The sequence below is a fragment of the Paraburkholderia sp. WC7.3g genome (assembly GCF_050436345.1).
Classification (GTDB): Bacteria; Pseudomonadota; Gammaproteobacteria; order Burkholderiales; family Burkholderiaceae; genus Paraburkholderia; species Paraburkholderia podalyriae.
This window is the reverse complement of record NZ_JBNDMA010000004.1, coordinates 1,682,958-1,705,022: the sequence shown is the minus strand read 5'-3', so window position 1 is coordinate 1,705,022 and position 22,065 is coordinate 1,682,958. Positions and strand designations below refer to the sequence as shown.

Annotated in this window: 24 protein-coding genes and 3 pseudogenes; 19 read left to right on the top strand and 8 right to left on the bottom strand. The window is 60.6% G+C overall.

Features of this window, described 5'->3' with window-relative positions; genetic code table 11:
* Nucleotides 1-297 precede the first annotated feature (297 nt).
* From tnpB to OKW43_RS41410, 3 genes and pseudogenes are all read right to left on the bottom strand, one after another.
* Nucleotides 298-786: an IS66 family insertion sequence element accessory protein TnpB gene (tnpB, locus tag OKW43_RS41420; protein ID WP_429454778.1), complete on the bottom strand. Its 489-nt coding sequence runs from the start codon at nucleotides 784-786 to the stop codon at nucleotides 298-300.
* 5 nt (nucleotides 787-791) lie between these two features.
* A complete protein-coding gene (locus OKW43_RS41415) occupies nucleotides 792-1,055 on the bottom strand; it encodes an IS66 family insertion sequence element accessory protein TnpB (protein WP_429454624.1) in 264 nt (87 codons plus the stop codon).
* Nucleotides 1,056-1,085: 30 nt separating this feature from the next.
* Nucleotides 1,086-1,618, bottom strand: a pseudogene (locus OKW43_RS41410) (hypothetical protein).
* A gap of 361 nt (nucleotides 1,619-1,979) precedes the next feature.
* Here OKW43_RS41410 and OKW43_RS41405 point away from each other — a divergent pair.
* The 8 genes from OKW43_RS41405 to OKW43_RS41370 are packed head-to-tail and all read left to right on the top strand — an operon-like array spanning nucleotide 1,980 to nucleotide 8,469.
* Nucleotides 1,980-2,483, top strand: a complete 504-nt coding sequence (locus tag OKW43_RS41405) for an SUF system Fe-S cluster assembly regulator (protein ID WP_429454622.1) — start codon at nucleotides 1,980-1,982, stop codon at nucleotides 2,481-2,483.
* Nucleotides 2,480-3,928, top strand: coding sequence for a Fe-S cluster assembly protein SufB (gene sufB / locus OKW43_RS41400; protein WP_429454620.1), 1,449 nt, complete (start codon nucleotides 2,480-2,482; stop codon nucleotides 3,926-3,928). Before OKW43_RS41405 ends, sufB begins: the two co-directional genes overlap by 4 nt.
* Before the next feature lie 29 nt (nucleotides 3,929-3,957).
* Complete coding sequence (sufC, locus tag OKW43_RS41395; protein WP_187638519.1) at nucleotides 3,958-4,749, top strand: Fe-S cluster assembly ATPase SufC; 792 nt, start codon at nucleotides 3,958-3,960, stop codon at nucleotides 4,747-4,749.
* Entirely contained in the window at nucleotides 4,746-6,068 is a 1,323-nt protein-coding gene (gene sufD, locus OKW43_RS41390) for a Fe-S cluster assembly protein SufD (protein WP_429454618.1), read from the top strand. Before sufC ends, sufD begins: the two co-directional genes overlap by 4 nt.
* The gene (locus OKW43_RS41385) at nucleotides 6,065-7,318 is read left to right on the top strand and encodes a SufS family cysteine desulfurase (RefSeq protein ID WP_429454616.1); all 1,254 of its coding nucleotides are present in this window, start codon (nucleotides 6,065-6,067) and stop codon (nucleotides 7,316-7,318) included. Before sufD ends, OKW43_RS41385 begins: the two co-directional genes overlap by 4 nt.
* The gene (gene sufU / locus OKW43_RS41380; RefSeq protein ID WP_429454614.1) at nucleotides 7,315-7,770 is read left to right on the top strand and encodes a Fe-S cluster assembly sulfur transfer protein SufU; all 456 of its coding nucleotides are present in this window, start codon (nucleotides 7,315-7,317) and stop codon (nucleotides 7,768-7,770) included. The genes OKW43_RS41385 and sufU overlap by 4 nt, the downstream gene beginning before the upstream one ends.
* A gap of 8 nt (nucleotides 7,771-7,778) precedes the next feature.
* Nucleotides 7,779-8,147 (top strand): SUF system Fe-S cluster assembly protein, encoded by a 369-nt coding sequence (locus OKW43_RS41375; protein ID WP_187638523.1) that lies wholly within the window; start codon nucleotides 7,779-7,781, stop codon nucleotides 8,145-8,147.
* A 1-nt stretch (nucleotide 8,148) separates the two neighbouring features.
* Entirely contained in the window at nucleotides 8,149-8,469 is a 321-nt protein-coding gene (locus OKW43_RS41370) for a Rieske (2Fe-2S) protein (protein ID WP_429454612.1), read from the top strand.
* A gap of 40 nt (nucleotides 8,470-8,509) precedes the next feature.
* On the opposite strand, the gene OKW43_RS41365 is transcribed toward OKW43_RS41370, so the two are convergent.
* Nucleotides 8,510-9,115 carry a hypothetical protein gene (locus tag OKW43_RS41365; protein WP_429454610.1) on the bottom strand — a complete coding sequence of 202 codons (606 nt, stop codon included), beginning with the start codon at nucleotides 9,113-9,115 and terminating at the stop codon, nucleotides 8,510-8,512.
* A gap of 15 nt (nucleotides 9,116-9,130) precedes the next feature.
* Nucleotides 9,131-9,472, bottom strand: coding sequence for a hypothetical protein (locus OKW43_RS41360; protein WP_246530369.1), 342 nt, complete (start codon nucleotides 9,470-9,472; stop codon nucleotides 9,131-9,133).
* Between the two features lie 257 nt (nucleotides 9,473-9,729).
* Here OKW43_RS41360 and OKW43_RS41355 point away from each other — a divergent pair, with 257 nt between their 5' ends.
* Entirely contained in the window at nucleotides 9,730-10,014 is a 285-nt protein-coding gene (locus tag OKW43_RS41355) for a type II toxin-antitoxin system Phd/YefM family antitoxin (RefSeq protein ID WP_027193673.1), read from the top strand.
* A gap of 11 nt (nucleotides 10,015-10,025) precedes the next feature.
* On the top strand, nucleotides 10,026-10,352 hold the full coding sequence (locus OKW43_RS41350; protein WP_429454607.1) for a type II toxin-antitoxin system RelE/ParE family toxin: 327 nt from the start codon (nucleotides 10,026-10,028) through the stop codon (nucleotides 10,350-10,352).
* Between the two features lie 759 nt (nucleotides 10,353-11,111).
* On the opposite strand, the pseudogene OKW43_RS41345 reads toward OKW43_RS41350, so the two are convergent.
* From OKW43_RS41345 to OKW43_RS41335, 3 genes and pseudogenes are all read right to left on the bottom strand, one after another.
* Nucleotides 11,112-11,315: pseudogene (locus OKW43_RS41345) on the bottom strand (DDE-type integrase/transposase/recombinase); the annotation flags it as partial.
* Between the two features lie 279 nt (nucleotides 11,316-11,594).
* Nucleotides 11,595-12,725: an IS110 family transposase gene (locus OKW43_RS41340; RefSeq protein ID WP_429453608.1), complete on the bottom strand. Its 1,131-nt coding sequence runs from the start codon at nucleotides 12,723-12,725 to the stop codon at nucleotides 11,595-11,597.
* Nucleotides 12,726-12,851: 126 nt separating this feature from the next.
* Nucleotides 12,852-13,352: pseudogene (locus OKW43_RS41335) on the bottom strand (IS6 family transposase); the annotation flags it as partial.
* A 571-nt stretch (nucleotides 13,353-13,923) separates the two neighbouring features.
* Here OKW43_RS41335 and OKW43_RS41330 point away from each other — a divergent pair.
* The 9 genes from OKW43_RS41330 to OKW43_RS41290 all read left to right on the top strand — a co-directional run bounded on the left by OKW43_RS41330 (nucleotide 13,924) and on the right by OKW43_RS41290 (nucleotide 22,048).
* Nucleotides 13,924-15,075, top strand: a complete 1,152-nt coding sequence (locus OKW43_RS41330; protein ID WP_429454605.1) for a porin — start codon at nucleotides 13,924-13,926, stop codon at nucleotides 15,073-15,075.
* 230 nt (nucleotides 15,076-15,305) lie between these two features.
* Complete coding sequence (locus OKW43_RS41325) at nucleotides 15,306-15,782, top strand: hypothetical protein (protein WP_312892982.1); 477 nt, start codon at nucleotides 15,306-15,308, stop codon at nucleotides 15,780-15,782.
* An 830-nt stretch (nucleotides 15,783-16,612) separates the two neighbouring features.
* On the top strand, nucleotides 16,613-16,954 hold the full coding sequence (locus OKW43_RS41320; RefSeq protein ID WP_429454603.1) for a hypothetical protein: 342 nt from the start codon (nucleotides 16,613-16,615) through the stop codon (nucleotides 16,952-16,954).
* Between the two features lie 174 nt (nucleotides 16,955-17,128).
* Nucleotides 17,129-17,674 carry a Mu transposase C-terminal domain-containing protein gene (locus tag OKW43_RS41315; protein ID WP_429454777.1) on the top strand — a complete coding sequence of 182 codons (546 nt, stop codon included), beginning with the start codon at nucleotides 17,129-17,131 and terminating at the stop codon, nucleotides 17,672-17,674.
* A 27-nt stretch (nucleotides 17,675-17,701) separates the two neighbouring features.
* The gene (locus OKW43_RS41310; protein ID WP_187638756.1) at nucleotides 17,702-17,917 is read left to right on the top strand and encodes a hypothetical protein; all 216 of its coding nucleotides are present in this window, start codon (nucleotides 17,702-17,704) and stop codon (nucleotides 17,915-17,917) included.
* Between the two features lie 386 nt (nucleotides 17,918-18,303).
* Entirely contained in the window at nucleotides 18,304-19,122 is an 819-nt protein-coding gene (locus OKW43_RS41305; RefSeq protein WP_187638753.1) for a MipA/OmpV family protein, read from the top strand.
* Nucleotides 19,123-19,132: 10 nt separating this feature from the next.
* Nucleotides 19,133-19,855: a response regulator transcription factor gene (locus OKW43_RS41300; protein ID WP_429454776.1), complete on the top strand. Its 723-nt coding sequence runs from the start codon at nucleotides 19,133-19,135 to the stop codon at nucleotides 19,853-19,855.
* Complete coding sequence (locus OKW43_RS41295; RefSeq protein WP_429454600.1) at nucleotides 19,855-20,676, top strand: response regulator transcription factor; 822 nt, start codon at nucleotides 19,855-19,857, stop codon at nucleotides 20,674-20,676. The genes OKW43_RS41300 and OKW43_RS41295 overlap by 1 nt, the downstream gene beginning before the upstream one ends.
* Before the next feature lie 55 nt (nucleotides 20,677-20,731).
* A complete protein-coding gene (locus tag OKW43_RS41290; protein WP_429454598.1) occupies nucleotides 20,732-22,048 on the top strand; it encodes a sensor histidine kinase in 1,317 nt (438 codons plus the stop codon).
* The last annotated feature ends 17 nt before the right edge of the window (nucleotides 22,049-22,065 follow it).

Here is a 22,065-nt window from a genome sequence, read left to right as displayed (position 1 = left end):
GACGATCGTTCGCCGTCGAGCGAACGGTGAGCTTTTCCAGGAAGGGACCGGGTGTGTCAACCGACCGGCTGGCCGCTGCCCCTATAATTCTGCGACAAACGGGAAGAATGGCGGTTTGGCGTTAGGCGCCATTACGAACAACAGCGCGCAAGATGTTCACTGTGCCGTAGACGCGGACCAAGGAAAGGAAGGCGGCGCACTCGGCGGAGAGTGATGAGATGAACCCGGTTTGGTTTGGCGTTGTACAGCAATTCGACTGGCAGGACACGCTAAGGGTCGTCCTCCCTTCGAATGTGATCAGCTCAATCGTGACGATCGCCTGGAATTCCCACAGGGATTGGCGCGACTATCGTCGGGGACGTGGCGTTGTTGCGCTGGAGGTGGCGCTCTCGCTGGAAAAATACGCCCGCACCTGCCGTGCCATGATGCACAAGGCGGGTTGGGCATCGGACGAAGCGATTCGCACGGATAGCAGTCAGCCGATCCGAGCCGAGCCGAGCGTTGGGCGAATACGGCAGTGCGACGGGGTTGTCGCCAGTCGATGCCTTCCAGCAACATCGACAGCTGCGCAGACGTCAGATAGATCTTCCCGCCGTCAGCGTGGGGCCAGATAAACCGCCCGCGCGAAAGCCGCTTCGCGAGAAGCCATAGTCCGTCATCGGTTGCCCATAGAGTTTTTACGAGATCGCCGCGACGCCCGCGAAAAATGAACACGTCGCCGCCGAGCGGATTCTCTTCGAGTGCCGTTTGCACCTTCGCGGCAAGAGCCGGGAAACCACTGCACATGTCGGTTACGCCCGCCGCGATCCACACGCGCGTACCCGTTGGCAGGCCGATGACGATCGCACACTCTTGAGCACCGTGCGCAGCGTTTCGGCGTCAACCGCGCCATCGACCTTCACTACCGCCCGGCCGATCCGAACTTCAATTGTGCCGACGGTCGCGGTGGGCTTCACGATCTCCTGTTCGACCGACGATGTCGGCGTGACGTTGACGGGCGCTTCGCTTACGACCGTCACCGGAACAAGCTCGGTTGTCGTCAGGGCAGAGCGCATTTTGCCCTCACTTCTGGCCTGACGAACCAGTTACGACGAGCCGTCCGAATCCACTTTGGCCACGTTGGATGCCCTGCGGTCCAGTTTCATGTACATGTCCGCCGCTACGATACCAAAGACAATGTGAACGAGCGCGTTGACCCAGTTCCGCGCCTCCGCGAACCACGGAAAAAATTGGGTCATGCCATAGAAATTGATTATGTAGACGATCACGCCGAAAACGGCACCTGCGAGCGTTGCCATCCCCACGCTCGAGTCGAGACTGAACGACACCGCGATCAGGCTGAGGATGAGCGCGAGAACGATTGCAAGGGCAAAATGGACGATGAAGGCTGCAAGGACAATGCCGACAGAGAACGCATGCGGCGATCGCAATGCGCCACGCCCCAAAATGATAGCGGCGATCATGCGTGGAGGTTCCGTCAGGCTCTGGCCGGTCACGAGCGTCATCAGAAAAACCCCCAATATGAGGAATATCGCTCCGGCGATAACCCCGCCAGGGCGGCTGCCCGCCAGTCGGGCTGACGGTGCGTGAAATGATGGGAATCCAGGTGAAGTTCCACAATTTCTCTCCCAATCGATCCGGAGAATTCATTTTAGGTCGAGCAGTCGATCCTGCCGGATGCAAGCGCATGGGCCTGCCAAAGCGGTTCCACCGTTTGACGAACTCCCGGCGCGAAGCGCCGCACCCAGCGGAGGAGAGCGGTCCGTCACGAAAACCAACACGCTGACAAGGTTATATATACAGGTCTAGAATGAAATTGGCGTTGGGCCGTTCGCGAAATACTTCTCCCGGAACGAAAAGCGATTCGCGACGTGGCCAGAAATCCCCACACAGAACAGTGTCGCTCACTCCGAACGTGCGGATTTCGTTTCGATGTAATCTGGACCAAACGGGTCCTGATTAAAACGGGAGATGTTCCGATGTTGCGCATGAGCAAACTTGCCGATTACGGCACGGTGATCATGACCGCGATGGCGCGCGATCCCGATGCCGTCCACAGCGCAAGCAGTATTGCGGCGGCGACCGGGGTCGCGATGCCTACGGTGTCAAAGGTGCTGAAAGTGCTGACGCGGGGTGGTGTCGTGGAGTCGCTGCGTGGCACAAACGGCGGTTACCTGCTGCCGCGGCCGCCCGCGCGGATCACGCTGGCGGAGGTGATCGCCGTCGTCGACGGCCCGATCGGGATGACCGAATGCAGCACTACGCCCGGCCTGTGTATCCAGGAGGCGGCGTGCGCGGTGCGCGCCAACTGGCAGAAGGTCAATCGCCTGATCTACGAAGCGTTGCAGCAGGTCACGCTGGCGGACATGGCGGGCCCCACCTTGCGCGCGGTCGATATCAGCGCGATCCGCGCGCGTAGTATCCCCACCCATCGCGCGGGCGCGATGCCTGTGCGCAAGTCGACTGATGGAGGCCACGCATGAGCGCATCCGCAACCGGTTTCGATGAACTGATCAGACGCGAATACCAGCACGGTTTCGTGACTGATCTGCAGGCCGATGCGCTTCCGCGCGGGCTGAGCGAGGACGTGGTCTGGCTCATCTCGGTGAAGAAAGAAGAGCCGGCGTTCATGCTCGAATGGCGACTCGCGGCCTATCGCCACTGGCTCACGATGACCGAGCCGCATTGGGCGACGGTCGAACACCCGCCGATTGATTATCAGAACATCATCTATTATTCCGCGCCGATGACGCAGAAGAATCGTCCGAAGAGTCTCGATGAAGTCGATCCGGAACTGCTGCGTACCTACGAAAAGCTGGGTGTGCCGCTGAGGGAACGCGAATTGCTAGCGGGCGTAGCGGTGGATGCGGTATTCGACAGCGTGTCGGTAGCGACTACGTTCCGCGAAAAGCTGGCGGAACTCGGCATTGTGTTCTGTTCGTTCTCGGATGCCATACAGCATCACCCCGAACTGGTGCGAAAGTATCTCGGCTCGGTCGTGCCGCACACCGACAATTTCTTCGCTGCGCTTAATTCCGCCGTGTTCAGCGATGGGTCGTTCTGCTATATCCCGCCGGGCGTGCGCTGCCCGATGGAACTGTCGACCTACTTTCGTATCAATGCCCAGAACACCGGGCAGTTCGAACGCACGCTGATCGTCGCGGACAGAGGCGCGTATGTGAGCTATCTGGAAGGCTGCACCGCGCCGATGCGCGACGAAAACCAGCTGCATGCCGCTGTGGTCGAGCTGGTCGCGCTGGAAGGTGCACAGATCCGCTATTCGACGGTGCAGAACTGGTATCCGGGCGATGCGTCGGGCAAGGGCGGCATCTACAACTTCGTGACCAAACGTGGCGACTGCCGCGAGGCGAATTCGAAGATTTCATGGACTCAGGTGGAAACCGGCTCGGCAATTACGTGGAAGTATCCGAGCGTGATCCTGCAGGGCGATGACTCGGTCGGTGAATTCTATTCGGTGGCGCTGACCAACCACTATCAACAGGCCGATACCGGGACGAAGATGGTTCACCTCGGCCGCAATACGCGCAGCACAATTCTGTCGAAAGGCATTTCGGCTGGCCGCGGAAAGAACGCGTATCGCGGCCTCGTGAAGGTCGGCCGGGCGGCGGAAGGCGCGCGCAACTACACGCAGTGCGATTCGCTTTTGCTCGGCGACCGTTGCAGCGCTCACACATTCCCCTACATCGAGGTCAAGAACCCGACCGCGAAGGTCGAACACGAAGCATCGACGTCACGCATCGGCGAAGACCAGTTGTTCTATTGCCGGCAGCGTGGGTTGTCGCAGGAAGATGCGGTGTCGATGATCGTGAACGGCTTCTGCAAGGAGGTCTTCAAGGAGCTGCCGATGGAGTTTGCTGTCGAGGCGCAAAAGCTGCTCGGCGTGAGCCTGGAAGGCGCCGTCGGATAACCCACAGCGATTCGCGAGGGATTCGGACCATGCTTGAAATCAGCAATCTGCAGGTCGAAGTCGACGGCAAGAAAATTCTGCGTGGCATCGATCTGGGTGTAAAGGCCGGCGAGGTGCACGCGATCATGGGCCCGAACGGCTCGGGCAAGAGCACGCTTGCCCAGGTGCTGGCCGGGCGCGAGGACTTTGCTGTTACGGGCGGCGAGGTCTCGTATCTCGGCCGCGACCTGCTGGCGCTCGCGCCCGAGGAGCGCGCGCACCAAGGACTGTTTCTCGCGTTCCAGTATCCCGTCGAGATACCGGGCGTGAGCAACGTTTATCTGCTGAAGGCGGCGCTGAACGCGCAGCGGCGGTATCGTGGCGAGCCGGAGCTCGATGCGATGGAGTTTCTTCAACGGGTCAAGGAGAGGATGACGCTGATGCAGATGGACGAGAGTCTGCTGTATCGCGCCGTGAACGAAGGTTTTTCGGGCGGAGAGAAGAAACGCAACGAGATTCTGCAGATGGTCGTGCTGGAGCCCCGGCTCGCCATTCTGGACGAAACGGATTCCGGACTCGACATCGACGCATTGCAGATTGTCGCGCAGGGCGTTAACAGCATGCGCAGCCCCGAACGGGCGATCGTGCTCGTGACGCACTATCAGCGGCTATTGGACTACGTCGTGCCGGATCGCGTGCATGTGCTGGCGAATGGCCGGATCGTGAAGTCGGGGTCCCGAGAACTGGCGCTGGAGCTGGAGCGCAAGGGCTATGGTTGGATCGACGATGAAGCGGTGCAACCAGAAAATAGAGCAAGCCAGGAAAGTGCGGGGCATCCATGAAAAACGAATCTCTCGACTATTTCCATCAGTTTGGGCAACTCGCGAAGACGTTGCCCGGCGCTGAGTTTCCATGGCTGCGCGCCGCGCGCCGAAGCGCGTTCGACCAGTTCGACGCGCTGGGTTTGCCGACCACGCGGCACGAGGACTGGAAATACACGAACGTGTCGGCGATTGGCAAGCGTCCCTGGCATTTCAGGGCGCAACGCACCGACGATAGCGACGTGCGGCACGTCGTCGATGAACTCAAGCTGGACCCTGCCGGGCATCGACTGGTCTTTGTCAACGGTCGGCATGTGCCGCGGCCGTCGAAGCTGGATGGCTTGCCGCATGGGGTATTTGTAGGCTCGCTCACGCGGGCGTTGAGAGAAATGCCGCAACGGCTTGAGGCGGCGATCGCCTCGCACGCATATACAGATGGCTTTGCCGCGCTGAACACGGCGTTTATGGCGGATGGGTTTGCCATCGTGCTGCCGCCTGGCGAGGTCATCGATCAACCGCTGCAGATCCTGTTCCTGACCGACGAAGCGGGCCTTGCGGTGCAGCCGTTCAATGTCGTGCTTGCAGGAGCACGCTCGGGCTGCACGATCGTCGAACATTTTGTAGGGCTGAGCGACGACGCGTACTGGACCAACGCCGTTACCCGCATCGTCGCAGACGAGCAGGCGGACGTGCAGCACTATCGGTTGCAGCAAGAGGGCCCGAAAGCTTTTCATATCGCGTCGGTCGCAGCTGCGCAGCAACGCGGCAGCTGTTTTACCTCACATGCATTCGCGTTCGGCGCCGCGTTGTCGCGCACTGGTATCGGCACAAGCCTGAACGCCGCGAACGCGCAAGCGACGTTGAACGGTCTCTATTTCGTCGGGGGTCGGCAGCACGTCGATCACCACACGCGCATCGATCATACAGAGCCTCATGGCACGAGTCGCGAACATTACCGCGGCGTGCTCGACGGCGCTGCGCGCGGCGTGTTCAACGGACGCGTCATCGTGCATCGCGATGCGCAGCAAACGGACACGCATCAGGCGAATCACAACCTGCTGCTGTCACGCGATGCGGAGATCGACACAAAGCCGCAACTCGAGATCTACGCCGACGACGTGAAATGCACACACGGCGCGACGGTCGGTCAACTGGACGAGAACCAGCTGTTCTATTTACGTGCACGAGGTGTCGAAGAGCGCATGGCGCGGGCGCTACTGACCTACGCATTTGCACGCGACATTGTCGAAGGTGTGCGCATCGATTCGCTGCGTGGCCGGCTCGAAAACCTGCTGTTCGCGCGCACCCCGGAAGGCGAGCGCATCAGGGAGTTGCTATGAAGCCGATCGAACAGATGCAGACGCCCGATCCGCGCAATGTCGAGCACTGGCGAGCCGATTTTCCAATTCTGGGCGAGCGCGTGCATGGACGGCCATTGGTCTATCTCGACAATGGCGCAACGACGCAAAAGCCCGCCTCGGTCATCTACGCAGAAAACGCTTACTACCGGCATAGCAACGCCAATGTGCACCGCGGCGTGCATCTGCTGTCGCAGCGCGCGACCGATTCATTCGAGGCCGCACGCGCGAAGATTGCACGCTTCATCAATGCGCAGCGTCCGGAGGAGATCGTGTTCGTGCGTGGCACGACCGAAGCGATCAATCTCGTCGCCCAGAGCTATGCTCGCCCGCAGATCAAACCCGGCGACGAAATCGTGATTAGCGCGATGGAGCACCATTCGAACATTGTGCCGTGGCAGCTCGTCTGCGAGCAGACGGGCGCGGCGCTGAAAGTCGTGCCGATCGACGATACGGGCGCACTCGATGCTGACGCGTACGAGCGCTTGTTAAGTGAACGTACGCGGCTGGTCGCGGTGACGCACCTGGCCAACGCGCTCGGCAGCATCAATCCGGTGGAGCGCATCGTTGCAGCGGCACGCGCGCGGGGCGTGCCGGTGCTGCTGGATGGCGCACAGGCAATCGCGCATCTGCCGGTCGACGTCCGTGCGATAGATTGCGATTTCTACGCGTTTTCCGGGCATAAGGTGTATGGACCGACTGGCATTGGCGCGCTATACGCCAAGGCCGCACTGCTTGAGGCGATGCCGCCGTGGCAGGGCGGCGGCGACATGATCCGCTCGGTGACGTTCGAGAAAACGGAATACAACGCGATTCCGTGGAAGTTCGAGGCGGGTACGCCGAACATTGCCGGCGCGATTGCGCTGGGCGCGGCGCTCGACTATGTCGACAGCCTCGGCATGGAGGTCATCGCCGCGCACGAGAACGAACTGCTCGCCTATGCAACGGATGCGCTGCGGGTGATACCGGGTTTGCGTTTCATCGGTAGCGCACGCGACAAGGCAAGCATTCTGTCGTTCGTGCTCGACGGCGTGCATGCCCATGATGTCGGTACGATTCTCGATCATCACGGCATCGCCGTGCGTGCGGGCCATCATTGCGCGATGCCGGTGATGCAGCGCTTCGGCGTACCGGCGACCGTGCGCGCGTCGCTCGCCCTCTACAACACGCAGCAGGATATCGACGCGCTGATCGAAGGTCTCGGCAAGGTCAGGGAGATATTCGGAACATGAGCGATCTGCGCGATCTGTATCAGGAAGTCATCTTCGACCACTACCGGCGGCCGCGCAACTGTCATGGACTGTCCGGTGCCAATCACATGGCTGAGGGCTATAACCCGCTGTGCGGCGACCGGATTACGCTTTATCTGCGAATCGAGGACGGCATCGTCAAAGAGGCGAGTTTCGAAGGCGCAGGCTGTGCAATTGCGACAGCATCAGCGTCGCTGATGACCGAGGCGCTGAAAGGAAAAACGGAAGCAGAGGCCGAAGCGCTGTTCGGGCGCTTTCACGACATGGTGACAACGGCCGCTGCAGCGCAGGCCGCAGCCGCGCCGGAGATGGGCAAGCTGGCGGTGCTGTCCGGTGTACGTGAATTTCCCGAGCGTGTGAAGTGCGCGACGCTGGCCTGGCATACGCTGCACGCCGCGCTGCACGACGAGGATCGCCCCGTTTCGACAGAGTGAGGCAGACGATGAGCACATTCGACTGGCTAAAGCGCGCTGAGGTCGCACAACCCGGCAGAGGCACAACGACAGAACGTCTTGAAGAGCGCGTGATCGACGCGCTGCGCACCGTGTTCGACCCGGAGATTCCGGTCAACATCTACGATTTGGGGCTTGTTTATGGTCTTGACGTGGACGAAGCCGAAGGCCGCGTTGGGATCCGCATGACGCTGACCGCGCCCGGCTGCCCGGTTGCGCAGTCCTTCCCGGCGACGGTAGAGGATGCGGTGTTTCCGGTGAGCGGAGTGAACGACGTGCACGTTGAACTGGTGTGGGATCCGCCGTGGTCGAGAGACCGGATGTCGGATGCGGCGCGCCTGCAATTGGGGATGCTTTGACATGTCCGACTGGGTCGATGTCGCCGCGATCGGGGATTTTCCGGTCGGGTCTGTTCGCAGCGTCGAAGTCGATGGCGCACAGGTTGCTGTGTTCAACGTCGACGGCACCTGTTACGCAATCGAGGATGTCTGCCCGCACGACGGCGGCATCCTGACGGGCGGTGTGGTGGAAGGCGACGTGGTCGTCTGTCCGCGCCACGGTGCACGATTTTGCATCAGGACCGGAAAGGTGCTGGCGCCGCCGGCATATGAGGATGTGGTGGCGTTTCCGGTGCGGATCGAGGCGGGCGTCGTGCAGGTGCGTGACGAGCGGTGGGATTGAGGTGCGCTGTCGACCGGCTCTCGTTCTCACGACAGCGCCGTCACGACGCCCCAGCCCCCTGATGCAGCTCGCCGCCTTGCATCAAGCGCCGGGCGATGTCGGCCGTTTGCAGTGTCCCGCGTTCAGTCGGTGAATGGGCGGCGAGATAGCGGGCGACCGCAATGAGAATATGCCGGCCCTCGTCGGTATTGCCCCGCACGGCAAACGGCCGGGCCCCGGCCTCCAGCATCTGATCGGCGTGGAAGCCTGCATCTTCGCGCAGCACTGCAAGTGCAAGCGTGGCGATGAGCGCCTGTGGCGGATGGCCGAGCGTGAGATGCCGCGCTACCAGCCGTGCTGCAAGATCAACATGTCGCTGCCGGTCGAAGGCGTCGAGCAAGGCAGTGCGGATCGTCTCCGCATCGGTAGGGAGGTCGTCGAGCTGGCCGTTGCCATCGCCCGGCATGCGGGCCGCCGGCACATTCAGATAGCGGGCAAGGTAGAGCGCCATGGCTCCGTGCATGATGCCGCGCACTGCCGTGACGTAACCGTCCATGTCCGCGGTCCCGATCCGCCTGAGCATCTGGTGGAGCGCGTTAGCGTAGGTAAAGACGTCGTGCGCCGTCTCCCAGTCGGCATGCTCGTTGGCATTGCCGAAGCGAGCCACCCGCAGCGCCGCGCCCTAAGCGAGGGACCGACCGAGATCGGCAGGAGCGGCGCCTGCGCGGATCGCTACCTTTAGCGCGTCAATGATCTTCGCTGGCTCGTCACCGAGCAGCTCCCGGGCGAGCGCTGCGTGCTTCGACCAGCGTTGCAAGTTGCGCCACGCAGCGAAAAGTTCCGATATCTGGCTGGCCGATTCATCGCACAGCGCGACAAGATCAACGGGCTGGCGCCAGGCGGTCGATTCCTCGGCGCTAGGGGCCGCCACCATCTGGCCGACGGTAGTAGGCAGCAAAGCTGGCGCGTGCTCCCAGCCGATCAGGTCGAGGCACTCCAAAATCGTCGTTGAACACTCGAGCATCGGGGTTATATCTAGGACTACGTCGTGTCGAGGCCAGATTCAGGTGTCGCCGGCGGCCGGTCAGCTTACGCTGCGAAAAAGCGGACATCTGAACTTGGCTAAAAGCGGACATCGCAACTTAGCCTCTACACCGTAACAACTTAATTGTTAAATTGATATTATGTCAAATAAATGGCGGCGAAATTGCGTCGCCGGGTTGCCTCCGGACCGTTAATGGTTTAAATTCAGTCCTCAACCCCTTCTACCCGGAGCGCCAAATGCATCTCGCGGACCATGTGAAGCCAATCAGCTACCTTAAAAGCGAAGCTGCGCAAATCGTCAAAGACCTGACTGATTCGGGCGAACCACTCATCATCACGCAGAATGGCGAAGCGAAGCTCGTCGTCCAGGATCTACGAACCTACGAATCGACGCAGCAAACCCTCGCGCTCCTGAAAATTCTCGCGATTGGCCAGAAGCAGATCGAGCGTGGTGATCACATCGATGGCGACGAGTTCTTCGCAGAGCTAAACGAGCTCGACCGTCAAGAAAAGCTCCGCTGATGGCGGGACCCTTGCTGAAATACCGGATTCTCCCTACCGCGCGAATCGGCATCGACGAACTGAGAAGCTATGTCGTCCGCACGTTTGGTTGGGAAACATGGCGTCAGACATCCGCGCAACTGCAGGAAACGATCAACCACATTCGCCAGTTGCCCGCTAGCGGTTATGCGCCTGCCGAGCTTGAGGGCTTCTTCGAGGATGGTTTCCGACAGGCTCTTTCCGGCAAGAACCGGATCATCTACCAGATCCGCGACGATACCGTCTTTGTTCATCTAGTGGTCGACGTGCGACGCGACCTGCCCTCCCTGCTTCAGAGGATCGTGCTTCGCATGATGTAAAAGGTCTGGACTCGACAACTGGGTCGCTTCAGACCGGACCGGCTCGCAGCCCAACCACGCGGCACGCCGCGAGCGTTTCGTTGAATTCAACCTCGAAGCAGAGCAAAGTACGCAGAGACGCGGCGCGTACCGCGTACACTTTCTTTCCATCGGGCGTCGGATGCAGGACGCCTCCAAAGGTCGAGAGCCCGCTACCGCCTGCGCGCCGATAGGACAGGCGCGGGTGGCACCCACCGATGCTCCTTTGGAGGGCGGTCAAACATCAAGTCAAAATCGGTGAATCCGTTGCTCCGTCGCTGCCGCGGGGGCCACCGTATTTGTGAGGAGCGTCCTCGGTGACGCCAACGCGCGGGAAAGTCCTATTTTGCCCCACGTGGCTGGACGTCTTTGCGAGAAAAGCTGGGAACGGGAAGGCCAGCGAGCACCCCCGTGGCCCGTGCGGCGCGGCAGCCAGCAACCGGATGTTCATGCTGTGCGGCCCGGTGCGGCACGCGGCACGACTGTCACCCGATGCGCCACATTCGCTCGAGGTGTTCCCGCAAAGGCCCACCTCATCCGTGGACGTTGCGGCCGACGCGACGATCCAGACAGCGTTCGCGCATCTTGCACAGGATCCACCGTGGACGAAGATGATTGCTGCGGCAATTCGCGAGCAGTTCGGACAAGGACGCAAGGTGCCGGTTCTCACCGAACGGACGGATCATGGTTCTGTCGCGGTAAGGCGATGTGAGCGAACGATAGCGATATGATGAGGATTGCTTACATCACCAGCGAGTAGAATTGCCGGGCGGCCGATGGCTTGAGTTTGGCTGCGTCCTTCATCTGCCCCTTGGCGATCATATGGATGAGTTCAATGTCGCTCAACAAGATGCGGGCACAACGAAAAGCCTTGAATCCCAACATGGGTCGGATACGGCGCTTGATCGCCCGATGGTCTTGTTCCACGATATTGTTGAGATACTGATATGACTTTCCATGTCAATCGCGATGTTGATTTTTCGCTTTTTCATAGGCGCGAGAATTCCCTGAGGGCGGCGTAGCAGTAAGGTCGACGGTGGGTCACACTGATATCCGCGGATTGGCTACCGCATTACAGAGGTCCGCCTCATGAGCCTGCCGCTGTCTTGGGCCGCAAATTGGTGATGCCCGTTGCGAAATATCTTCGCGGGTTACTCGAGTGCCGGGCTACGCCGCCTTCAGGAAACTCCTCCACTTGTTGTCTTGCGTTGAGTGGCGGGCGGCTTACGCGGTCTGTGCGCTGCGTGACGTGGCAAGCGACATCGCCAGGCGGCTGATGTCCCAGATGAAGCCCGCTAGTTCACGGGCGACGGCGACCGTCGCGATATTGACGTGTTTGCCGCGCACTGCCAGCTTCCGGTATCGCCGGCACAACCGGACCTGCGCGTCCCAGGCGCGATCGATAATGGCCTTCGGAATACCTTCGTGCCGACGCTGGATGTCGCGGCTCACGCGCGCAGGATGCCGGTAGCTCCAGGCCGCCTCGACCAGCAGCTTTCTGGCGTAGCTGTTGCCGGTCTTGGTGATGCTACCCCGACGTCGCTTGTCGCCCGAGGAATGTTCCGACGGCGTCACCCCCAGCCATGCCATCAGTTGACGTGGATGTTCGAAGCGTGACAGGTCGCCCAGTTCCGACAGTATCCCGACGGCCGTGACGAACTGCACGCCCCGCATCGCCTGCAGTCCCAGCAGGGCTGGATAAAACCGCCAGTTGACGACTGCCTCGCGTAGCGCTGCTTCGAGGCGATCACACTGCGCGAGTCGGTCCTCGATCGTGCGCCGGTGTTCGTCAAACGCCAGTTGCCGCCACGGGTGCCCGAATGAATATGCGCTGAGCCAGCGCCGATGGGCGGCGCCCCAGTTCGCGTTCCCGGTATAGTGCACGCCATGCGAGAGCAGGAACGACTTCAGCCGCTGCCGCGCCTGCTTCAGATCGTCTCTGGCACCGGCCCATGCCCGCGCCAGATCCCGGAATGCCTCATCCTCGACGCCCGGGACATAGACCGCTGACAGGTCACCGGCGCGCAGCGCCCGCACCAGTTTGATCGCATCGCGCCGATCCGTCTTCACGCGCTCGCCGGGCTTCTTCGGAATCAGCGATGGTGCACACACGATGCAGTCGAATCCCTTCTGGACGAGCTGCCGGTAAAGCCCATAACCACACGGACCCGCTTCGTAGACGATGTGCACGTGTGGCCCCTTTGACTGCAGGCGCCTGCACAGGCGGTCGATATCGGCCTTCGTCGTACCGATCTTGCCGAGCAGTTCCACGTCGCCCATGCCGATCGCGTAGGCGACCGTGATCGAATCCTTGTGAACATCCAGACCGACGTACACCGTGCTATCGTTTTCCATGCTGGCCTCCGTGCCGGAAATCGCCGGGTGTGGCGCTGTCCACACCGTGCGGCTCTGGCAGCAATGCTAACCCGCGTCTGATTCGTCACGGCTGGCCAGCCCCTGCCTCACGGAAAGTCATACTGCCTTGGACTGGCGGATCTTGATGGGCGTTTCGCGCTCGGCGTTCACGGCGTGCAGCGCGGCCGGATTGGCACGGCTTTTGTCGATGGTTACGGTTTCGGGCGCGCCATTCTGATCGATGGCCTTCTCGAAGTACCGTCGGGCGGCTTCCTTGTCCCGCCTGGCTCGCAGCAGGAAGTCAACCGTGTTGCCGGCCTTGTCGACGGCGCGGTAGAGATACTTCCATGTGCCCCGGACCTTCACATAGGTTTCGTCCATCCGCCAGCTCTTGCCGACCGGGCGCTTGCAGCGGCGGAACGCCTTTTCAAGCACCAGCAGAAGCTTGACGGCCCACCGATGCACGGTCGAATGATCGACCGCGATCCCGCGTTCGGCCATCATCTCCTCGAGATTGCGCAAGCTCAGCGGGTAGGCCACGTACCAACGCACGCACACCAACATTACCTCAAGCGGATAGTGCAACCGCTTCAGCACTTTGGCTACCGCCGGACTCAGCGCTTTCATTGCCGTTCACATCATTCTGTTAGGTCCCGCAGCATACCAGCCTCCGCTATTGCAACGGAACCGGAAATAGTCCATTTCGCCCCTTAAACGGAACTTATTTAAGTGTTATAAAATCGCAAATAAAGCGGCTCCAATGCCGCATATAAAATAGAAAAGGCGGCTTTCGTAGCCGGTAAGAACACTTCCAAACTGGCGACGAATTAAATAGCGCCCGAGGCGACGAATACTCTATTGCGTGAATCGATGTGAATTCGAGTTCATCCAGCAAGCTCTTTTAGACTTTCGCAGTAAGGCAGGTTGAAAGCCGTCGCGCGCCGGCAACAACACCATAAGCTGCAATGCGGCGCTTTATTCGCCCGCGATTGCGATTTCGCCTTTATTTTTGCGTACTTACGCCACCTAAATCGCTTCGTTACGAATCCAGGAAATGACTGTTGCGCCATTCACGCGATTGGATAAACGAATACGGGGAATACACTTCGCAGCGGATCGTCACGCGGCCGGCGCAATCAGCGCAATGGACGGCCCGCCCCGAATGCGATTCTCGATGCATTGTCCCTGGAGTCATGAAATGAAAAGAACCCTCATCGCAGCAGGTCTCATGGGCGCGTTTGCGCTCAACGCACACGCACAAAGCAGCGTCACGTTGTACGGCACGCTCGACGCCGGCCTCGTGTATTCGAACAACCAGGGCGGCCACAACAACTGGCAGCAAGGTAGCGGTTCGGTGTCGAACACGTACTTCGGCCTGCGCGGCAGCGAAGACCTGGGCGGCGGTCTGCACGCCATCTTCACGTTGGAGAGCGGCTTCAATCTGAACAACGGCCAGTTCTCCGAAGGCAACACCATGTTCAACCGCCAGGCTTTCGTCGGCCTGAAGAGCGACCAGTTCGGTACGCTGACGCTCGGCCGTCAATACGATTCCGTCGTCGACTATCTCGCGCCGCTGTCGGAGGCGGGCGCGGGCTACGGCAACAATCTCGCGGCCCACCCGTTCGACAACGACAACCTGGACAACTCGTTCTCGATCAAGAACGCGGTCAAATACACGAGCGCGAACTACGCGGGCCTGAAGTTCGGCGGCCTGTACGGCTTCAGCAATTCGGCCGGCCAGTTCTCGAACAATCGCGCGTGGAGCGCGGGCGCTTCGTACGACAACGGCCCGCTGAGCGTCGCAGCGGCTTACCTGCAACTGAACAAGTCGGGCAGCTCGAATCTGAGCGGCGCGGTCTCGCAAGGCGACGGCACCGCGCAGGTCGCGGCTAACCTGCAGCGCACGTTCGGTGCGGGCATCAACTACTCGTACGGTCCGGCAACGGCGGGCTTCGTGTACACGCATACGCAACTGGACGGCATCACCGGCATCGACGTCGGCGGCGCGACACTGCCCGGCATCGCCGGCACTAACCTGCATCTGGACAACTTCGAAGTAAACGGCCGTTACGCGCTGACGCCGGCCATGAGCCTCGCGGCTTCGTACACGTTCACGGACGGCAAGATGTCGGGCGCTAACGGCTCGGGTGATCCGAAGTGGCATACGGTGTCGCTGCAAGGCGACTACTCGCTGAGCAAGCGTACCGACGTCTACGTCGAAGGCGTGTATCAGCATGCATCGGGCGAACTCGGCAACTTCGGTTCGAACGTGGCGGCGATCAACACGCTCGCGCCGTCGTCGACCGGTAACCAGGTCGCCGCGGCTGTCGGCTTGCGTCACCGCTTCTAGATCTCCACGCACTGCTTGCAGCGCGGGCCTGCCTATTCGCGCTGCCTTCGAACCCGCACGTGACACGGTGACGTCGCGGGTTTTTTCATGGACGCGACGTTTCAGCTTGTAACGAAGGTGACTGCGCGAGCTTGTGCTCGCTATACTCGGGCATCCGCTTTTTTTTCATCGCGATTGAGCGCGCTGCTGCCTGGTTTGCTGTGTGTCCTTGCAGCGCGAACGCAACGCGCGTGAAAGGCGGCTCTGTCGCGAAGCATGGCATTGCGCCGATCGCTGTGTGGGTCGGTGCATTGATCGCGCCACGCTTCGCCCGTACAAGATTCCTGCAAATGACCGGGGACGCCGACGACCTCACCAGGAAACGAACTTTCCTGCTTGCTCCTGCCGCCGTGGCGATCGCCACTCTCGCGGCTTGCGGTTCCTCCAACGGGCCTTCCGCACGCGACGCGTCGAAGCCCATGATCTACGTGTCGTCGCAGCGCGCCCGTGTGTATATCGCCAGTTGCCTGGAAAGCCGCTTGTCGAGAGTGCGCCTGTCGCGCGTGGGCAGCGCGACCGAGATTGCGGTCGGCTTCCAGCGCTTCGCGCTGCGTTCGACACTCGCGCATCCGCGCAACTGGTTCGGACAGGCGACTTGTGGAGGTTCGACGAACACGCAGGTGCTATTGCACCTGGTTTCTGGATCAACTTCGCACATTGGGGTATGAGGCGCGAAACGACTGGCCATTTAACACGTCCAGCTTGTGCTATTTCTCGATTTGCCGTTACGTTGATAGCTTGCTCGCAGCCAAGCCGCGGTCGCTGGCAGCGGTGACCGGTGGCGTCGACCTTGTCGCGAAGCTCTAGTCGGGGGAGGGGACGCGACGCCCGGCCCTGAAATTCATGCAGCGCGTCGAGATGGACGCGAAACATACTCGACGGGCGTTTCTGCGTTTCACTTCCACTTGTGAACGGTGGCTTTCGGGAGAAGATTGTCCATCGTCTCTGGGCTGTCGTCATCATTGAAGTCGTCTCATGTGTCGTAGTCGGCTACTACTTCAGCGTGAGGCGCGAGGTATCGACGGACGACGTTTTGCGAGCCGTTAAACGAGCATTGGACCGGGACATGCTGTTGATGTTCGTTAATTCTGCTAGCCACGTCCACACCTTGCGCTAGCGGAACAAAGGTCCACAAGCCATGCTAAGCAGGCCTTAGCGTCAAAATTCGTCCTTTTAACGCGTTGCGTTCCGGCAACGGATGCACGTCCGTTTGTCCGTTAGTTTTGCTGGCGGGTTCGACGTGTCCTTTAATTCCGCTAATGCGTTCAACGGAAGTCGATGAGGTGCTGCGATGACGGATGCGACCGTGACAGACGACCGTGCTGCGAAAGTAGCATCAGTGCTTCGGCCATTGGGGCGGGGACCGCTTTCACGAGAACAGGCCGTTCTTGCCGGGCGCCTGCTCGGCGTGCATTGAACAACGGTGTATCGTCTGCGCCGGAGATTTTTAACCGATCCTGTAGCGAGTTCCGTCGCTCCGCATCGCCGAGGCCCATCGATGGGCGGCGGTCGGTTGGGGGACGACGTCGATAAGGTGATCGACGAAGTAGTGCATGTCTGGCTCCCTAAGCAGCGACAGCTGGCCCACCCTGCAACGGATCTTGTGCTGGAGGTTCGACGCAGATGTGCACTCGCGGGACTGCAACTGCCAAGCCGAACGACCATCGGGCGGCGATGGGCGAGGCATCGCGAGTTGGACGCTTTGAAGCGCGCGGCGCTGCCCGACGCGCTCAAATCGCCGGGGTCGCTTGCTGCCAAGTACCCCTTGGAGATCGTTCAGGTCGACCATACACAAGCGGATGTGCTGCTGGTCAGCGAGTACGATGGCTTGCGAAGATAGAGGCGGACGCGGATTGGCCGATGCGTGGAATTCCGGAAGTTCTGCATCTCGACAACGCTGCCGAGTTTAAAAGCAGGGCGCTTCGCAGTGGGTGCCGCGAATACGGCATCGACCTATCGGCCTGTGGGACGTCCCCATTTCGGTGGCCATATAGAGCGCCTGAACCGGACTCTCATGGAACGGGTGCGGGGCCTGCCGGGGGCGACCGGATCGTCCCCGAAAGGTCGCAAAGCGCGGCAGTCTGAAAAGACGGCCGCACTAACGCTGCGTGAGTTTGAGCAATGGCTCGCGATTGAAGTCGCCAGACGATACCACCATGCGGCACATCGGGGGCTGCTTGGCGCAGCGCCAGCCGACATGTGGAGAATGCTCGGCCGGAGTTCTGACCCGCGGCAATTGTCGGGGGCTAGGGACGCTGAGTTGCAGTTCCTGATCCGTTTCTTGCCTGCGGCGTCGAGGACCATCCAGGCGTATGGACCGACGCTTTTCCATACTCGTTACTGGCATCCGATATTCGTTGCATGGCGCGAGTCCCGGCGCACGGTCACCATTCGATACCATCCGGAGGATCTCTCCCGCGTGTTCGTGACCGCCGGTACCCGTGACTATCTCGAAGTCCGATATGCGGATATGCGGCGGCCGGCGATTTCGCTTTTCGAACAGCGAACCGCGCTAAAGCGATCCGGTCGGAAGGACAACGCACCATCTCTGAGGCGCTAATTTTCCGAACCGTAGAAGAGCATCCCCGTGCCGCCGAACATCGAGACGCTGGGCGAACTGCTGTACGCGCCGGTGTATATGCGACTGTTGCTCGGCAATGGCCCGCTCGACGACCATTTCGCGCATGAGCACATCAGTTACGTCTATACGCTGCTGGGCGTCGCGGTGCCGGATGTGGCGAAGCTACGTGAGAAAATGAAGTCGAAAAGATCTGCCAGAAACACGGCGGCAAGCTCGCGCTGACATGGAGTCATGGCACCGAACGCGAACGAAAAGGGACACCCGTGCGTTCATTTGCGTGTTCCTACGAAGAAACCGGATGACGGGTCCGCTTTACTCCACCTCACGAGGGCGCTCGTGGACGAGCGCGCAAAGCGGGTCCGCGCGCTCGTCATGACGGTCGTTACACTGACCGGCGAGCATGCTACCGGGCGTGCTCGGCACGTCTGCTGACATCGACCGCGTTCGATGGGCTCCGGCGCAGAACCGACGGTCTGTCGGTCCAACTGGTGCGGTCCGTCGCGTTGGGCAATCACGCCGATAAGTAAAGCGCTCATCAGAGTAAGTGAGCGGTAAGTCTGCCAGTCCTAAAGTCAATTCTGTCTCATCACACGACTTTAGGACCGACAGTGAATAAAAGATTTCGCCGTAGACATCATTTGCTTCTGGCCGTCGCATCGGTCGCCCTGTATTCGGGCTCCGTCCGGGCCGATGACGACGGCGCGGAGCCGCCCAACCCGGACGACTCGGGACTGACCGTTCTGAGCAAGGCGACGAACGTCACACATTGGGGCCTCGGTGCCGCCGCTGGAATCGAAGCGGCGCCTTATAAGGGCTATGGCACGAAGTACACGCCGATTCCGCTGCTTTTCTTCGACAACAAATGGGTGCACGCTTTCGGCACGTCGGTCGATCTCAAGCTCGGCAACTGGGCAGGCGTCAGTGTCGCGCTGCGTGGACATTTCGCGATTGGCGACGGCTATAAAGGGTCCGATGCGCCCATCCTGAACGGCATGCAGGACCGCAACTGGGCTTTCTGGTATGGTCCCGCGCTGGCGTGGCATACCGCATTTGGCACATTGTCCGGCGACTTTCTCGAAGGCGGCAACAAAGGCCAGAGGGCCACGATTGACTTCGGCAAAGCATTTGACTACGGCAGATTCTCAATCGAGCCGCACGCAAGTGTGGAATGGTTGAGCAGCAAATATGTCGACTACTATTACGGCGTGCGACAGTCCGAAGTGCGCGCCGGCCGCCCCGCCTACACCGGGAAGTCGACCTACGACATGTCCATCGGCACGCGAGTGGATTATCACTTCACCCAGCATCAAGGCATGATACTCGACGTCGGTGTATCGCATCTCGGCGGCGGCATTACCGACAGCCCGCTGGTCGGAAAGCGCTATGTCCCTGAGGTCAAGATCGGGTACCTCTATCAATTCAACTGAGCACGATACTATGTCGCGAGTTGCACTGATCGAAGACCATGCACGCCTCGCCGCGATGGTTCGCCAGGCCCTGTCGTCCGCCGGAATCGAGACTGATCTGTTCGCCACACTATCCGAGGCCCGGTACGGCGCCACCCGGGCCGAGTATGCAGTGCTGATCATCGACCGTGGCTTGCCCGACGGCGACGGCCTGACCTTTCTGCGAAACCTGCGGGCAGCCGGCCAGATGACGCCCTGTCTGATGCTGACCGCCCGAGACGCGCTGCACGACCGCGTGGATGGACTGGAAAGCGGCGCCGACGACTACGTGACCAAACCGTTCGCGATGAGCGAACTGATCGCGCGAGTGCGCACGCTGATGCGCCGGCCTGTCGTGCTGACGGCGTTGTGCGCGTCGTTCGCCGATATCGAGATCGATCCACAGGAACGCGCGATCCGCTGCGGCGAGCAAACGCTGCCGCTCGCCCCCGCCGAACTGCAGATCATTCTGCATCTCGTCAGGTCCAAAGGCGGCACCGTTCGCCATTCCGCGCTCGAACATGCCGCCTGGGGACTCGGTGAAGCCGTCACCCCGAATGCACTGGAAGTGACCGTACACCGCCTGCGCAAGAAACTGGCCGCGATCGGTGCGGCGACGCGCATCGTCAACGTGCGGGGCGCGGGGTTTTCGTTGCACCATACCTCGGCATCCGCCAACGTTCCTCGCCATCCGGCGTCTGGAGGGAGCGACTGATGAAACCCCGGATTCTCGTCGTCGACGACGACCCCGACTGCCGCGACGCGTTGCGCACGTGCTTACAGTCGAACGGTTTCGACGTGGCCGTCCTGTACGAGCCCGCGCGCGTGCTGGAGCGCCTTGAGGTCGAACGCCCCGCGTTGATCGTGATGAAAAGCGGTCCGTCGTTCGGCGGCGGCCTCGGCACATTGCGCATGCTGCGCGAACATCGCGACGATATGCCGGTCATCCTGCTCGCCGAACAGGACGACGTCATCGAACGGGTTGTGGCGCTGGAATGTGGCGCCGACGATGTCCTGTCGCGACCGTTCAATGTGAAGGAAGTGCTGGTCAGGATCCGTTGCGTACTCAGGCGTGTCATGTATGAACAGCTGCACAGCCCGGTCCACCGCCAGCCGTTCCGCTTCGGCGGCTTTGAGTTGAACTTCGCTTTGCGCACGCTCTCGTATGAAGGCCGTCTGGTTCCGCTGCAGCAAACAGAGTACGCAGTGCTTCGCCTTTTTACGACCGCGCCGGACCGGGTGCTGTCGAGAGAATTCATTGCACACTGCATTCACTCCAATGCGCGGGACCAGCTTCCCGTCGTGAGTCTCTGGATACACCGTCTGCGTCGAAGGATCGAAACGGACTCGTCGTGCCCGAAGCTGATCCAGACGGTGCGCGCAAAAGGCTATGTTTTCCACCCTTGGGCCACGGACGATGCCACGACGGGCGCGCTTGTCTCGCCGCCTTACCGCACGCTACAGCGCTCGGCTGATACCCGGACCGACTATCCGCCTGCCACCCACCAGCCGGCCAGCAGACCCCGGCAAGCCTGAACCCCTCTCTACCATGCTCAATCGATGGCTTCGAAGTTTGTCAGTCCGTGTCTGGGTGACGAGCGTTGCCGCGCTCGCTGTCAGCCTTGCGGTGCTGGCCGCCGTCGTCGCCTACGCATTCAATCACTTTCCCGAACAGATGCTCGGGAGGCACGAGCAGATCGAAAACGCCGTCAAGATTGCGGACGGCCTGAAGTTTGACGCGTCTGGTCGACCGGTATCGATACGGCTTCCAGATAAGACTGCGTGGCTTTTCGAGGTCGTGCCGGCTGAGCTCAAGTACCGCGTACTGGATGCCCAGGGGAACGTGCTGCTTTCATCGGATTCTGCTGAGCACGACACGCCCTGGAGCGTGGCTGATCTGGAGACGATCGCCGGCGGCGTTCAACGTGTTCACATCGACGGGAAACCGTACGACATCATGACGCTACGCGTCCCCCATGGCAACGCTGTGCTCTACGTTCAGACCGCAATGAGCACCCGTCTTCTCAATGCCATCATCAGCCAGAAAATCACACCAATCCAAATCATTGTCCCGGTGACGATTCTCGTGGCGATGGTTACCTTCGGCCTCACGCTGACATTTACGGTCTATTGCGTGCTCCGCCCGCTGCGGGAAGCATCAAAGGCTGCAGCGTCAATCACGCCGCGCAACCTCAAGACACGTCTTTCGCTGTCAGGAATACCGAGTGAAATCTCCCCTCTTATTCGTGCATTCAATGACGCGCTAGGCAGATTGGAGAATGGTTTTTCCGTTCAACAACAGTTTCTCGCATCTGCCGCCCATGAACTTCAAACGCCGCTCACGCTGATTCGCGGGCAGATAGAGCTGCAACCGGACATTGAAGACAAGGATCTACTGCTACGCGAGATCGACATGATGGCGCGTCAGGTGCGACAACTCCTGCATCTGGCGGAGGTAAGCGAATCGCAGAACTTCGCGTTCGGTAACGTCAATAGCCTTGACGTCGCGCAGGACGTGGTGGCCTATCTTTCGCGCAAGGCCGACGCACGACAGATCAAGCTAGAACTCGATTCGGCGGGCAATGGACCATCGATCTGGGCGGACCGCAGCGCCCTGTTCATCCTGATCAAGAACATTCTTGAGAATGCGATTAACGTAACTCCAGCGTACAGCACCGTGTCGGTCCTCGTCGACGACGTTTCCGTCCAGATTCGCGACGAGGGACCCGGGATCAAGGAGGAGTATTTGCCGTTTCTTTTCAAGCGTTTCTGGCGCGCGCCCGATTCGCGGCACGATGGCGCTGGGCTGGGTCTGGCCATCTGCAAGGAGATCGCTTTGGCCCACGACTGGCGGCTAAGTGTCAGTCGCCTGCGCGTCGGCACCTGTTTTGTCGTCCGGTTCTGCTGACCCGATGCTACGAGTTG

Excerpts from the sequence above, each read along its gene's own strand:
- tnpB (WP_429454778.1), bottom strand. The coding sequence starts at position 786 with ATGTGCAGTGGTTTCCCGGCTCTTGCCGCGAAGGTGCAAACGGCACTC.
- OKW43_RS41415 (WP_429454624.1), bottom strand. The coding sequence starts at position 1,055 with ATGCGCTCTGCCCTGACGACAACCGAGCTTGTTCCGGTGACGGTCGTA.
- OKW43_RS41405 (WP_429454622.1), top strand. The coding sequence starts at position 1,980 with ATGTTGCGCATGAGCAAACTTGCCGATTACGGCACGGTGATCATGACC.
- sufB (WP_429454620.1), top strand. The coding sequence starts at position 2,480 with ATGAGCGCATCCGCAACCGGTTTCGATGAACTGATCAGACGCGAATAC.
- sufC (WP_187638519.1), top strand. The coding sequence starts at position 3,958 with ATGCTTGAAATCAGCAATCTGCAGGTCGAAGTCGACGGCAAGAAAATT.
- sufD (WP_429454618.1), top strand. The coding sequence starts at position 4,746 with ATGAAAAACGAATCTCTCGACTATTTCCATCAGTTTGGGCAACTCGCG.
- OKW43_RS41385 (WP_429454616.1), top strand. The coding sequence starts at position 6,065 with ATGAAGCCGATCGAACAGATGCAGACGCCCGATCCGCGCAATGTCGAG.
- sufU (WP_429454614.1), top strand. The coding sequence starts at position 7,315 with ATGAGCGATCTGCGCGATCTGTATCAGGAAGTCATCTTCGACCACTAC.
- OKW43_RS41375 (WP_187638523.1), top strand. The coding sequence starts at position 7,779 with ATGAGCACATTCGACTGGCTAAAGCGCGCTGAGGTCGCACAACCCGGC.
- OKW43_RS41370 (WP_429454612.1), top strand. The coding sequence starts at position 8,149 with ATGTCCGACTGGGTCGATGTCGCCGCGATCGGGGATTTTCCGGTCGGG.
- OKW43_RS41360 (WP_246530369.1), bottom strand. The coding sequence starts at position 9,472 with ATGCTCGAGTGTTCAACGACGATTTTGGAGTGCCTCGACCTGATCGGC.
- OKW43_RS41355 (WP_027193673.1), top strand. The coding sequence starts at position 9,730 with ATGCATCTCGCGGACCATGTGAAGCCAATCAGCTACCTTAAAAGCGAA.
- OKW43_RS41340 (WP_429453608.1), bottom strand. The coding sequence starts at position 12,725 with ATGGAAAACGATAGCACGGTGTACGTCGGTCTGGATGTTCACAAGGAT.
- OKW43_RS41330 (WP_429454605.1), top strand. The coding sequence starts at position 13,924 with ATGAAAAGAACCCTCATCGCAGCAGGTCTCATGGGCGCGTTTGCGCTC.
- OKW43_RS41320 (WP_429454603.1), top strand. The coding sequence starts at position 16,613 with ATGGGCGGCGGTCGGTTGGGGGACGACGTCGATAAGGTGATCGACGAA.
- OKW43_RS41315 (WP_429454777.1), top strand. The coding sequence starts at position 17,129 with ATGGAACGGGTGCGGGGCCTGCCGGGGGCGACCGGATCGTCCCCGAAA.
- OKW43_RS41300 (WP_429454776.1), top strand. The coding sequence starts at position 19,133 with ATGTCGCGAGTTGCACTGATCGAAGACCATGCACGCCTCGCCGCGATG.
- OKW43_RS41295 (WP_429454600.1), top strand. The coding sequence starts at position 19,855 with ATGAAACCCCGGATTCTCGTCGTCGACGACGACCCCGACTGCCGCGAC.